Origin of the sequence: Streptomyces sp. NPDC018031 (assembly GCF_044327625.1) — a bacterium.
In the GTDB taxonomy this organism is placed as follows: Bacteria; Actinomycetota; Actinomycetes; order Streptomycetales; family Streptomycetaceae; genus Streptomyces.
Genome location: NZ_JBIRFT010000008.1, coordinates 232,411 through 244,962, shown reverse-complemented (window position 1 = coordinate 244,962; position 12,552 = coordinate 232,411). Strand labels below are relative to the sequence as shown.

Sequence of the window (12,552 nt, the reverse complement as noted above, 5' to 3'; positions counted from 1 at the left end):
CCGCTGTGCCGGCGATCAGGCGCCCGCTTTCGCCGGCGGCGAACGGGAACGGTGAGCGCCTTCCGGGGGCGCTGCCGTCTCCGGGGCCGGGCCGGCCCGGACGCACCGGCATGGAGCAGCACGCCGGCGGAAGGGCCGACAGCGCTCCGTGACACCTTTCCGGGCAGGCCCGCGCCGGGAGCGGCAGCCGGTCCCCGTCCTGGTCCAGCCGCTCGGCGAATTGCCTTGGGAAACGACGAAGGCCCGGACCGCAAGCAGTCCGGGCCTTCGCTCGGGCGGAGGATACGAGATTCGAACTCGTGAGGGGTTGCCCCCAACACGCTTTCCAAGCGTGCGCCCTAGGCCACTAGGCGAATCCTCCGCCGCAAACAATACAAGACCGGAAGGAGTGCTCGCGAACCCTCTTCCCGGGGGACCCCTCCGGGGTGCCCCGGGAGTCGTCCGGGTGCTTCACCACCCGTCGGGATCCGCTAGGGTAGGGGCCAGCCCCTCACGTGGCGCTATCTCACCCAACTCCCCCAGGGCCGGAAGGCAGCAAGGGTAAGTGGGCTCTGGCGGGTGCGTGGGGGGCCCTTGTGTTTGCGGGGGCGGGTGGGTTCTCCGGCGCTTCCGGGGCCGCGGGGGCCGATGTGATCGACACCACTTGTCAGTGTGGGCGGATATCGTCGTAGGCGTGTCGTCCCTTGCGCTTTACCGCCGCTACCGCCCCGAGACCTTCGCCGAGGTCATCGGGCAGGAGCATGTCACCACCCCGTTGCAGCAGGCGCTGCGCAACAACCGGGTCAACCACGCCTATCTGTTCAGCGGGCCCCGTGGCTGCGGCAAGACGACGAGCGCGCGCATCCTCGCCCGCTGCCTGAACTGCGAGCAGGGACCGACGCCGACGCCGTGCGGCGAGTGCCAGTCCTGCCGCGACCTGGCGCGGAACGGCCCTGGTTCGATCGACGTGATCGAGATCGACGCGGCGTCGCACGGTGGCGTGGACGACGCCCGTGAGCTGCGGGAGAAGGCGTTCTTCGGGCCCGCCGCCAGCCGCTACAAGATCTACATCATCGACGAGGCGCACATGGTCACCTCGGCGGGGTTCAACGCCCTGCTGAAGGTGGTCGAGGAGCCCCCGGAGCATCTGAAGTTCATCTTCGCGACCACCGAGCCGGAAAAGGTCATCGGGACGATCCGGTCGCGCACCCACCACTACCCGTTCCGGCTGGTCCCGCCGGGGACGCTGCGCGACTACCTGGGCGAGGTGTGCGGGCACGAGGCGATCCCCATCGAGGACGGGGTGCTGCCGCTGGTCGTCCGGGCCGGCGCCGGATCCGTCCGGGACTCCATGTCGGTCATGGACCAGCTGCTCGCCGGTGCCGCCGACGCCGGTGTGACATATGCCATGGCGACCTCGCTCCTCGGCTACACGGACGGCTCGCTGCTCGACTCGGTGGTGGAGGCGTTCGCGGCCGGGGACGGAGCGGCGGCGTTCGAGATGGTCGACCGGGTCATCGAGGGCGGCAACGACCCGCGGCGGTTCGTCGCGGACCTGCTGGAGCGGCTGCGGGACCTGGTGATCCTCGCGGCGGTACCGGACGCCGCGGAGAAGGGCCTGATCGACGCCCCCGCCGACGTGGTCGAGCGGATGCAGGCACAGGCGTCGGTGTTCGGCGCGGCCGAGCTGAGCCGGGCCGCGGACCTGGTCAACCAGGGCCTCACCGAGATGCGGGGCGCTACCTCGCCCCGGCTGCAGCTGGAGCTGATCTGCGCGCGGGTGCTGCTGCCCGCCGCGTTCGACGACGAGCGGTCGGTGCAGGCGCGGCTGGAGCGGCTGGAACGGGGCGCGCTCACCGGCGGCCCGGCCGCCGGTGCGGCCATGGCGCCCGGCCCCGCACTCGGATACGTACCGGGGCCGGACGCGCACGTCCCGGCCACCGGCCCGGCCGGCCCGGCCGCCGCGCGTGCGGCCATGGCGGGGCCGGCGGGCACGGGGGCCCCGCAGGGCGCGCCGCCCGGCGGGCCCGGCCCGGAAGAGAACGCGGTGGAGCGGCCGGCGCCGTCCGGCGTGCCCGCTCCGGCGGCCGAGAGCGGCGGCCAGCGGCCCGGCGCCTGGCCCGGCGGCCCGGCGGCCGGAGCCGGCGCGGCTCCGGCGGGCACCGGCCCCGCGAGCGGTCCGGCGGAGTCCGGCGGCGGTGCGCCGGGCGCCTGGCCCACCGCGGCCGCGCCCGGTCAGGGCGGCGCCCCGGCGGCGGCTCCGGGAGGCGCGGAGGCCCCGGCGGCCCGGCGTCCCGGAGGCTGGCCCTCGGCGGCGGCCCCGGGACAGGGCGGCGGCGCGGGCGCGCCGGACGGCCCTGGGCACCCGGCCCCGGCACAGCCCGCCGCCGGCCCGGCCGTGCCGGCGGTGCAGCAGGCGCCGGTCGGTCAGGCGGCGGCACAGGGCGCCGGGCAGGTCCGGCAGATGTGGCCGGACATCCTGGAGACGGTGAAGAACCGTCGACGTTTCACGTGGATCCTGCTGAGCCAGAACGCCACGGTGGCCGGTTTCGACGGGACCACCCTGCAGCTCGGCTTCTCCAACGCGGGCGCCCGGGACAGCTTCGCCAACAGCGGCAGTGAGGACGTCCTGCGGCAGGCGCTCACCGAGCAGTACCACGTGCAGTGGCGGATCGAGGCGGTCGTCGACCCGTCGGGCGGCGCCGGGCAGCCGGGCGGCGCGTCGGCCGGCTTCGGCGGTGCCGGCGGGTTCGGTGGGCCCCAGGGTGCGAGCGGCTTCGCGGACACCCGGGGCGGCGGTGGATTCGGCGGCGGTGCGCCCGGTCCCGGTGCGGCCGGCGGTTTCGGCGGCCCCGGGGGGACCGGCGGTGGACCCGCGGCGGCCGGTGCGCCCGGACCGGCCGCGGGGGGCGGTGGCTTCGGCGGTGGCTCCGGGGGGTCCGCGCCCTCGGCCGCCCCGGCACCCGCTCCGCCCGCTCCGGCTCCCGCGCCCCCGGCACCGGTGTACCGCGAGCCCCGGCCGGCCCCGGTCGCGCCGGAGGACGACATCCCGGACGAGGACGACCCGGACCTCGACGAGACCGCGCTCAGCGGCCATGACCTGATCGTGCGGGAACTCGGGGCGACGGTGATCGAGGAGATCACGAACGAATAGCCGGCGCCCGGCGCGGGTGCGGTCGTGGGCCGTCCGGTGGGCTGGCGGGGTCGCCGGTTGCCGGTCGCCGGGCCGCGTGGGCCTATCCGGCTCGGGTCGCCGGTCGCCGGGGCCGCGGGGCTGCCCGGCTCCGCCCGCCGGGACCCGGCCGCCGCCGTATCCGTCGTCCGCTTCGGCCGCCCCGTCCGCCCGGGGCCGTCGCCCCGGTCCGTCGACAGCGCCGGCTGCCGGGGCCGGCGCGGTCGGTGCCGGGTACGGGGCCGGCGCGACGTCCCCGATGCTGTACCGGGCGTGGCCCGGTCCGCCGCGCACGCCCCGGCTCCGCCGGCGGGTGCGGGGGCGCATGGCGCCCGGCCCGGGTCGCGCCGGGGGCGCGGGTGGGCGGCGGCCGCTCCTGTCCCCTGTCCGGGAGCCGGCGCGGGCCGCGGGCCGGGGTGCGTCGCCGGACGAGACCGAGGGCCTGCTCATGCCGGACCAGGGCGTGCGCCGGTCCCCGGAACGCGGTTCCGGCTCGTTCCCGGGGCGTAGCGGGAGGTTGGCCTACTCGTTCGTACGGGGTAGCGCGCAGTGCCGGGGGAGCACGTAGGCTCGGGCTATCGGAAAAACGAAAGCCCGACACACTCGACAGCCAGGAGCGCGCTCGTGATCCCCGGTGGTGGCCAGCCCAATATGCAGCAGCTGCTTCAGCAGGCCCAGAAGATGCAGCAGGACCTCGCCGCGGCCCAGGAGGAGCTCGCCAGGACGCCGGTGGAGGGTTCGGCCGGCGGTGGGCTGGTGAAGGTGACCGTGACCGGTGCCGGAGAGCTCCAGGGCCTGGTCATCGACCCCAAGGCGGTGGACCCCGAGGACACCGAGACCCTCGCCGACCTGATCGTCGCGGCGGTCCGGGACGCGAACCAGTCCGCGCAGGAGCTGCAGCAGCGCAAGCTCGGCCCGCTCGCCCAGGGACTCGGCGGCATGCCCGGTCTGCCCTTCTGAGGCGCACCCGGGCGGCATGGAGCAGTAACGACCGGCGGCCGGCGCGGCGCCGGAGGTCAATCGAAGAAGGAGAGAGCGTTCCGTGTACGAAGGCGTGGTCCAGGACCTCATCGACGAGCTGGGCAGGCTGCCCGGCGTCGGTCCCAAGAGCGCGCAGCGGATCGCTTTCCACATCCTGCAGGCCGAACCCGCCGACGTCCGGCGCCTGGCACACGCGCTCACCGAGGTGAAGGCGAAGGTCCGGTTCTGCTCGGTCTGCGGGAACGTCGCCGAGGCCGAGCAGTGCCGGGTCTGTCTGGACCCGCGCCGCGACCCGGCGGTCGTCTGCGTGGTGGAGGAACCGAAGGACGTCGTCGCGATCGAGCGGACGCGTGAGTTCCGTGGCCGGTACCACGTGCTCGGCGGGGCGATCAGCCCGATCGAGGGCGTGGGGCCGGACGATCTGCGCATCCGGGAGCTGCTCGCCCGGCTCGCCGACGGCACGGTCACCGAGCTGATCCTGGCGACGGACCCCAATCTGGAAGGGGAGGCCACCGCCACGTATCTCGCGCGGATGGTCAAGCCCATGGGGCTGAAGGTCACGCGTCTGGCCAGCGGGCTGCCGGTCGGGGGCGATCTGGAGTATGCCGACGAGGTCACCTTGGGGCGGGCCTTCGAAGGGAGAAGACTTCTCGATGTCTGACGCAACGCTGCACGACAGCCACCAGAACCCGGACGACTTCGCGGTACAGATCTCCGATCAGATCGAAAGCTTCCTCGTCGCGGTCACCGAGGTCGCGAAGGGGGACGAGCCGGACAGCGCGGTGCCGTTCCTGCTCCTGGAGGTCTCGCAACTGCTGCTCGCGGGCGGCCGTCTCGGCGCGCATGAGGACATCGTTCCGGACGAGCGGTACGAGCCGGACGTCGGCCCCGAGCCGGACGTGGACGAACTGCGGGAACGGTTCGCCCGCCTGCTCGACCCGATCGACGTCTACTCGGAGGTCTTCGACCCGTACGTGCCGCGCAGCGCGCCCGTCGCCTGCCGGATCTCCGACGACCTGGCCGACATCGTCACCGACCTGCGGCACGGCATGGCGCACTACCGCAACGGACGGGTCAGCGAGGCCCTGTGGTGGTGGCAGTTCTCGTACCTGTCCAACTGGGGGCCGACGGCCTCCGCCGCGCTGCGCGCGCTGCAGTCGCTGGTGGCACACGTGCGGCTGAACAGCCCCCTGGACGAGCTCGACGGTCTGGACACCGACAACGGCGGGGACGGCGGCGACGAGGCGCTGGCGGAGGAGGCCGGGCGGGTGATGGCGGCGGAGATCGCCGGGCCGCTGGGGCTGCGGTCCGCCGCACCCGAACACTGATCCTCGTCGCTTCCGGCCACTCCGGCCCGGGCCCGGCGGGCCGCGCACCGCGGACCGGGCGGGCCGCCACCGCGGGGCCCGGCGACCACACCACCGTGTGAGCTGGCTTACGTTCCCGTGTGCTGTGCTGTTCCGGGGGCAGGGTGCTGGCTGAGCAGGAGCGGGAGGCGCCGGACGCGCGGGCCGCACCCGGGATGTACGGGGTGTGGCCCGACGGCTGTGCATGGTGAGCGGATCGTCTCGCCATGTGATATCCGGATGGCGCATTCCGCTTGCTCGATAGACTGAGTCGACCGTTTTACTAACAGTTGCGAGGAGCGCACGTGGGCCTTGTCGTGCAGAAGTACGGAGGCTCATCCGTTGCCGATGCCGAAGGCATCAAGCGCGTCGCCAAGCGGATCGTGGAAGCCAAGAAGAACGGCCACAAGGTCGTCGTGGTGGTTTCCGCGATGGGCGACACGACGGACGAGCTGATCGATCTCGCCGAGCAGGTATCCCCGATCCCTGCCGGTCGCGAGTTCGACATGCTGCTGACCGCCGGAGAGCGTATCTCCATGGCCCTGCTGGCGATGGCGATCAAAAACCTCGGCCACGAGGCGCAGTCGTTCACCGGGAGCCAGGCCGGAGTCATCACCGACTCGGTCCACAACAAAGCGCGCATCATCGATGTCACGCCGGGCCGGATCCGTACCGCCCTCGACGAGGGCAACATCGCGATCGTGGCCGGTTTCCAGGGTGTGTCCCAGGACAAGAAGGACATCACCACGCTGGGGCGTGGCGGGTCCGACACCACCGCCGTGGCGCTCGCCGCCGCGCTGGAGGCCGAGGTCTGCGAGATCTACACCGACGTGGACGGCGTGTTCACCGCCGACCCGCGGGTGGTGAAGAAGGCCCGCAAGATCGACTGGATCTCGTCCGAGGACATGCTGGAGCTGGCCAGCTCCGGTTCCAAGGTGCTGCTCCACCGCTGTGTGGAGTACGCACGCCGTTACAACATTCCGATCCACGTCCGTTCGTCCTTCTCCGGACTGCGCGGCACCTGGGTCAGCAACGAGCCGCAAGGGGATCAGAAGGTGGAGCAGGCCATCATCTCCGGTGTCGCCCACGACACCTCCGAGGCGAAGATCACGGTCGTCGGGGTCCCGGACAAGCCGGGCGAGGCCGCGGCCATCTTCCGGACGATCTCCGACGCCGAGATCAACATCGACATGGTGGTGCAGAACGTCTCCGCCGCGTCGACCGGGCTGACCGACATCTCCTTCACGCTGCCGAAGACCGACGGCCACCGGGCGATGGAGTCGCTGACCAAGGCGCAGGCGGCGATCGGCTTCGACTCCCTCCGCTACGACGACCAGATCGGCAAGATCTCGCTGGTCGGCGCCGGTATGAAGACCAACCCGGGAGTCACCGCGTCGTTCTTCGAGGCGCTGTCCGACGCCGGGGTGAACATCGAGCTGATCTCCACCTCCGAGATCCGCATCTCGGTCGTCACCCGCGCCGACGACGTCAACGGCGCGGTGCGCGCCGTGCACACCGCCTTCGGGCTGGACTCCGACAGCGACGAGGCCGTCGTCTACGGAGGGACCGGGCGATGACTCCGGATGCCGGCCGCGCCGGTCGCCCCACACTCGCGGTGGTCGGGGCGACCGGCGCGGTCGGCACCGTACTGCTCGGCATCCTGTCCGAGCACGCCGACATCTGGGGAGAGATCCGGCTGGTCGCGTCGGCCCGCTCGGCCGGGCGGAAGCTGACCGTGCGCGGCGAGCAGGTCGAGGTCGTGGCGCTGAGCGAGGACGCCTTCGACGGCGTCGACCTCGCCATGTTCGACGTGCCGGACGAGGTGTCCGCCCAGTGGGCGCCGATCGCGGCGAGCAAGGGCGCGGTCGTGGTCGACAACTCCGGCGCGTTCCGGATGGACCCGGACGTCCCGCTGGTGGTCCCCGAGCTGAACGCACACGCCGCCCGGGTGCGGCCCCGGGGCATCATCGCCAACCCCGACTGCACCACCCTGGCCATGATCGTCGCGGTCGGCGCGCTGCACGCCGAGTTCGGGCTGACCGAGTTGATCGTCTCCTCGTACCAGGCGGCCTCCGGGGTGGGGAAGGCCGGCATCGACGCCCTGCGCGACCAGACCGTCAAGATCGCCGGTGCCGAACTGGGTACCCAGCCCGGCGATGTGCGCCGGGCGATCGGGGACACCGGCCCGTTCCCCGCGCCGCTCGCCCTCAACGTGGTGCCGTTCGCCGGGTCACTGGAGGCGGACGGCTGGACGTCGGAGGAGCTGAAGGTACGGAACGAGTCGCGGAAGATCCTGGGGCTGCCGCAGTTGCGGGTCACCGCGACCTGCGTACGGGTACCCGTGATCACCACGCACTCGCTGGCGGTGCACGCGCGCTTCGAGAACGAGGTCACGGTCGACGCGGCGCACGGGATCCTGGCGGCGGCGCCGGGCGTGGTGCTCTGCGACGACCCGGCGGTGGGCGAGTTCCCGACCCCAGCGGACGTGGCGGGCACCGATCCGACCTGGGTGGGGCGGGTCCGGCGCTCGCTGGACGACCCGTGCGCCCTGGAACTGTTCGTCTGCGGTGACAACCTGCGCAAGGGCGCGGCACTCAACACCGTGCAGATCGCGGAGGTCGTGGCCGCGGAACTGCCGGTCTCCTAGCCGCGGTCCCCGGGTGCGGAACGCCCCGGGCACCTCGTAGTCGCGGCCCCGGGGTGAGCACACCCCGGGGCCTTTCGTGGCCGTGGCCGGGTGCGGCAGCCCCTTGGGCGCGGACCGCACCCCGCCCGTGGACCCCGTGGACCGGGTGGGCCCCCGTGGACCGGGTGGACCCGTGGCCCCCGCGGGCGGCCGGCCGGGGCGATGAACCGGCCGCCCGGGAAGCGATGAACCGTCGGTCCGGGAATGGTGGATCGTCGGCCCCGGGAGCGGTGGGCCGCCTCCGGGTGTGGTGGACCGCCGGCCGGCGCGGGGGAGTCGGCCGGAACCGTGATCGTGCGGGGCGCGGCCCGGTGCCCCGGCCTGCCGGCCGCCGGTGGCGGTCCCGGTACGGGGACCGGGCCGGGGTCTGTGAAGGTTCTGTGGCCACTACGATGGCATAGGCCAATCGAACTGGGCGGACGTTCTGTTCGACCAAACGCTCCCTGTTCCGCTGCAACCGGCGGTAAGTGGAGAGCGTCTTCGTAACCGCCCCTCGGGGGCCCTGGTCAAATCGGTGCATAAGGGAAGAGCGGGTGCGCATGGGGGCATTTGATGCATCGTCAAAAGCGGTGCCTCTCGCGTACAACCCTGGCAGGGGGAGGCGTGTCCAACAGGCGTGGCAGAGGTATTCGGCATCGCAACGGCCCCGAGGCGGGGCCGTACAGCATTGCATCCGTCGCGTTCCCGCACGTCAGGCGGCATGCCGGTGATCGCGCCGTGGCCTGCTGCCCGCCCTGCGCAGGTACCGTCACAACGCGGGGAAACTGACGACGCGATGGCAGTGGGCACCACAGTCGATCACCTGACCGAGACCTACCGCGCCCACTACCGGTCGCTGCTCGGTCTCGCGGCGCTGCTGCTCGACGACACCGCTTCCTGCGAGGACGTCGTCCAAGAGGCGTTCATCCGGGTCCACTCCGCGCGGAGCCGGGTCCGCGACCCCGAGAAGACCCTGGCGTACCTGCGGCAGACCGTCGTCAACCTGTCCCGTTCCGCGCTGCGCCGCCGCATCCTGGGACTCAAGCTGCTCTCCAAGCCCATGCCCGACATGGCGAGCGCCGAGGAAGGCGCCTACGAGCAACTGGAACGCGACCAACTGATCAAGGCGATGAGGGGACTGCAGCGCCGCCAGCGTGAGGTCCTGGTGCTGCGCTACTTCGCCGACATGACCGAGGCACAGGTGGCCGAGACTCTCGGCATATCGCTCGGTTCGGTCAAGGCGTACGGGTCGCGTGGCATCGCGGCGCTGCGCGTCGCCATGGAGGCTCCGGTATGAACCACGAGAACGTCGATCCGGGCCAGGAAGAACCCGACCACCGCTCATCCGATACCGAGGCGTCCCGGCGCCCCGAGACGTCCGCCGCCCCTGACGCGTCCGAGACCCCCGCGGCTCCCGAAGCCCGGTCTGACGACGATGTGACGCGACGGGACGACGCGATGCGAGAGGGCGACGAGGCGTCTGAGGGCGGCGGGGTGCTTGAGGACGGGGCGCCCGAGGACGGCGAAGCCCCCCGCGGGGGCGCCGAGCCTCGCGAGAGCGACGCGGCCGATGTGCGCGACGCAACCGGTGTGCGTGACGCGACCGACGAGAGTGGCGTCGTCGGCGAGCGTGACGGGGCCGACGAGAGTGGCGCGGTCGGTGAGCGTGACGGGTTTGATGTGAGTGACGCGGCCCGTGCGGCCGCGGACCGGGGACACGGAGACGACCGGGGGCGCGAGCCCGGCCCGGCGCGGGGCGGCGAGGAGGAGCGGGGCGAGAGCGCCCCGGAGGCCGACCCCCTGGCCGGCGGTGCCACCCCGGAGTCCCCGCCCGGCTTGGAGTCCCTGTTCGGCAAGGAGTCTCCGTTCGGCAAGGGGTCTCCGTTCGGTTCCGGTGCGCCCTTCGGCCCGGGATCCGCGTTGGGCGCCGACGGTACGGACGGCGACATCGACGAAGAGGCGCTGCGGCAGCTGCTCCGGGTGGCCGTCGACGACCTGGAGCCGTCCCGTGACGCCCTGGACCACCTGCGCCGTGCCGTGCCCGCACGCCGGGCACGCAGGCGTCAGGCGCTGGTCGGCGCGGCCGCCGCGGTGCTCCTCGGTGGCGCGGCGCTGCCCGCGCTGTTCCATGTGGCCACCACCAGCAGCGGATCCAACGACCGCCCGGCCAACGCCGCCAGCAGTGAGCGCACCCCCGGTGTGCACGGCGGCTCGCACGGCGAAGGCAGCGACGGCAAGCAGAGCGGCAAGCCGTCCGAGCCCGGTGACAAGGACAAGAAGGACAAGGAGAAGGACGAGAAGGGCAAGGGGGACAAGGAGAAGCACTCCAAGAGCCCGACCTACGTACCGGGTCCGGATCCGTCCAGCACGCTGAACGCCACCTCGCCTATCTGCACCCGCGCCCAGCTCGGCGGCAGCAGTGCCTCCGCCGGTCCGGCCGACGCCAACGGCCATGTCTACGGCTCCTTCCAGGTCGTGAACATCTCCACCAGTGCCTGCACCATCGACGGCTCGGGTGTGGTCAGCGCGGTCGCCCAGGGCAGTGCCGACGCCACCCAGATCGCGGTGGTCGACCACACCCCCGGGGACGCGGCCACCCAGCTGCCCGACGCCCCCACCACGCCGACGCAGCTGATCATCCAGCCGGGCCAGGCGTTCGAGGTCAGGTTCGCCTGGATCCCCGCGTCCGGCGGCGGACCGTCGGGATGCACCTCCACCGGAGCGACGCCCACCCCGGAGCCCACTCAGGACGGCGGCCCGGACTCGGTCCCCGAGGAGCAGCCCAGCTCGGGGGAGCCGGGCGGCGACGCCGGCGGTGGCGGCGAGGAGCCGCCGGAGGCGAGCGTCCAGATCAACTACACCCCGGCGGCGGGTGACCCGGTTGCCGCCGGCACCACGGTGTCGAACGCCTGTGCCGGGACGGTCTACCGCACCGGAGTGCTGGCGGGCTGACCGGCCTGCCGACCAGGGCCCCTCGTGGTGGGGCCGTACCGCAGAGGGGGCGGTGCGGCCCCACCACCAGGTTCGTGCCCGCCCGGCACTCGGAAGCCGGCTCCGGCCGGCTCTGGCCCTGCCCCGCCCGGCCCCGCCCGGCTCCGGCCGTCCCGCCCCGGTGCTCGGGGGCTCGGCCCGGCCCGGCTCCGCCCGTGCCCGCGCCGGCACCGGCCCTGCCCCTGCCCAGCTCCACACCGTCCCTCCCGCCGGTACCGACCGCCCGCCCCGCCCGGCTCTGCCCCGTGCCCGGCCGGCACCAGTGGCTCGCTCTCGTCCGCTGTGACCCGGCGCCGGTGCCGCCAGGGTCCCGTGCCGTGCCTCCGCCACCAGGTGTCCCTCCCCGCGTCGGGGGGCCGTGCCGAGGGTGCCTGCGGCGGCCCGTACCGTGGTGGTGTGTATCGATTTCTGCTGACCCCCCGCTGGTGGGCGATCAACGTCTTCGTCGCGCTCTCCGTCCCCGTGTGCCTGTTCATGGGCAGCTGGCAGCTCAGCCGCTTCGAGGCGCGCGTCGACTCGCACCAGGAGCAGAAGGAACACGCCGAGCACGTCGACGAGGAGCCCGCGACACCGCTGGGTGACCTGCTGCCGGTCACCAAGGAGACCTCCGGGCGGCTGGCCACGGTGACCGGTCGCTTCGACACCGGTCACCAACTGCTGGTGCCCGACCGCCGACTCGACGGACGCGACGGGTTCTACGTGCTGAACCTGCTGCGTACCGAGGACGGTCCCGGCGGTGATGACCGACCGGGCACCGACGGAGGGGCGGCGGTACCGGTGGTCCGGGGGTGGCTCCCCGGCGATGCCGACTCCCGGACCGACGCCGCGAAGGTGCCCGCCCCGCCGGGCGGTGAGGTGACGGTGACCGGGGCGCTCCAGGCGTCCGAGCACCAGGGCAGCCAGGGGGCGCGCCCCGGAGGCGGACTGCCGGCCGGGCAGCTCGGTGTGATCAGCGCGGCCTCGCTGGTCAACCTGGTGCCGTACGAGGTGCACGACGCCTGGATCACCGCGTCGTCGGCGTCCGGGGGGCTGACCCCGGTACCCCCGACCGCGGCCGAGGGCACCGGGCTGGACCTGAAGGCGTTCCAGAACCTGGGCTACACCGGTGAGTGGTTCGTCTTCTCCGGCTTCGTGATCTTCATGTGGTTCCGGCTGTTCCGCCGGGAGGCGGAGGTGGCGCGGGACCTGGCGCTCGGGATCATGCCGGAGAGCCCGTCCGGATCCGACCCGGGTCCGTCTGGGGCCAGCCCGGGTCCGTCCGAGTCCGACCAAGGCCCGTCCGAGTCCGACCCAGGTCCGTCCGAGTCCGACCAAGGCCCGTCCGAGTCCGAGTCCGACCAGGATCCGTCCGGGTCCGACCAGGCTCCGTCCCAGACCGACCCGGGCCCGGCCGGGACCGATCAGGGTCCTTCCGGATC

General features: G+C 73.1%; 8 protein-coding genes, 1 tRNA gene, 1 other RNA gene and 1 pseudogene. 10 read left to right on the top strand and 1 reads right to left on the bottom strand.

Annotation, left to right across the window (positions count from 1 at the left end):
* Nucleotides 1–276 precede the first annotated feature (276 nt).
* Nucleotides 277–361, bottom strand: a tRNA-Ser gene (locus tag ACH4B3_RS20660).
* A gap of 121 nt (nucleotides 362–482) precedes the next feature.
* On the opposite strand from ACH4B3_RS20660, the gene ffs reads away from it, so the two are divergent.
* The 10 genes and pseudogenes from ffs to ACH4B3_RS20610 all read left to right on the top strand — a co-directional run.
* Nucleotides 483–577, top strand: an RNA gene (gene ffs / locus ACH4B3_RS20655) — signal recognition particle sRNA small type.
* A 96-nt stretch (nucleotides 578–673) separates the two neighbouring features.
* Nucleotides 674–3,133 (top strand): DNA polymerase III subunit gamma and tau, encoded by a 2,460-nt coding sequence (locus ACH4B3_RS20650; RefSeq protein ID WP_398464581.1) that lies wholly within the window; start codon nucleotides 674–676, stop codon nucleotides 3,131–3,133.
* Nucleotides 3,134–3,775: 642 nt separating this feature from the next.
* On the top strand, nucleotides 3,776–4,111 hold the full coding sequence (locus ACH4B3_RS20645; protein ID WP_398464579.1) for a YbaB/EbfC family nucleoid-associated protein: 336 nt from the start codon (nucleotides 3,776–3,778) through the stop codon (nucleotides 4,109–4,111).
* 82 nt (nucleotides 4,112–4,193) lie between these two features.
* Complete coding sequence (gene recR, locus ACH4B3_RS20640; protein WP_398464577.1) at nucleotides 4,194–4,793, top strand: recombination mediator RecR; 600 nt, start codon at nucleotides 4,194–4,196, stop codon at nucleotides 4,791–4,793.
* Complete coding sequence (locus tag ACH4B3_RS20635; protein WP_398464575.1) at nucleotides 4,786–5,460, top strand: DUF5063 domain-containing protein; 675 nt, start codon at nucleotides 4,786–4,788, stop codon at nucleotides 5,458–5,460. The genes recR and ACH4B3_RS20635 overlap by 8 nt, the downstream gene beginning before the upstream one ends.
* Before the next feature lie 323 nt (nucleotides 5,461–5,783).
* Complete coding sequence (locus ACH4B3_RS20630; protein ID WP_398464573.1) at nucleotides 5,784–7,055, top strand: aspartate kinase; 1,272 nt, start codon at nucleotides 5,784–5,786, stop codon at nucleotides 7,053–7,055.
* A complete protein-coding gene (locus tag ACH4B3_RS20625; protein WP_398464571.1) occupies nucleotides 7,052–8,125 on the top strand; it encodes an aspartate-semialdehyde dehydrogenase in 1,074 nt (357 codons plus the stop codon). The genes ACH4B3_RS20630 and ACH4B3_RS20625 overlap by 4 nt, the downstream gene beginning before the upstream one ends.
* A 655-nt stretch (nucleotides 8,126–8,780) precedes the next feature.
* A complete protein-coding gene (locus ACH4B3_RS20620) occupies nucleotides 8,781–9,440 on the top strand; it encodes a SigE family RNA polymerase sigma factor (protein ID WP_398464569.1) in 660 nt (219 codons plus the stop codon).
* Nucleotides 9,437–11,095, top strand: a complete 1,659-nt coding sequence (locus ACH4B3_RS20615) for a DUF4232 domain-containing protein (protein WP_398464567.1) — start codon at nucleotides 9,437–9,439, stop codon at nucleotides 11,093–11,095. The genes ACH4B3_RS20620 and ACH4B3_RS20615 overlap by 4 nt, the downstream gene beginning before the upstream one ends.
* A 435-nt stretch (nucleotides 11,096–11,530) precedes the next feature.
* A pseudogene (locus tag ACH4B3_RS20610) lies at nucleotides 11,531–12,511 on the top strand (SURF1 family cytochrome oxidase biogenesis protein); the annotation flags it as partial.
* Nucleotides 12,512–12,552: the final 41 nt, after the last annotated feature.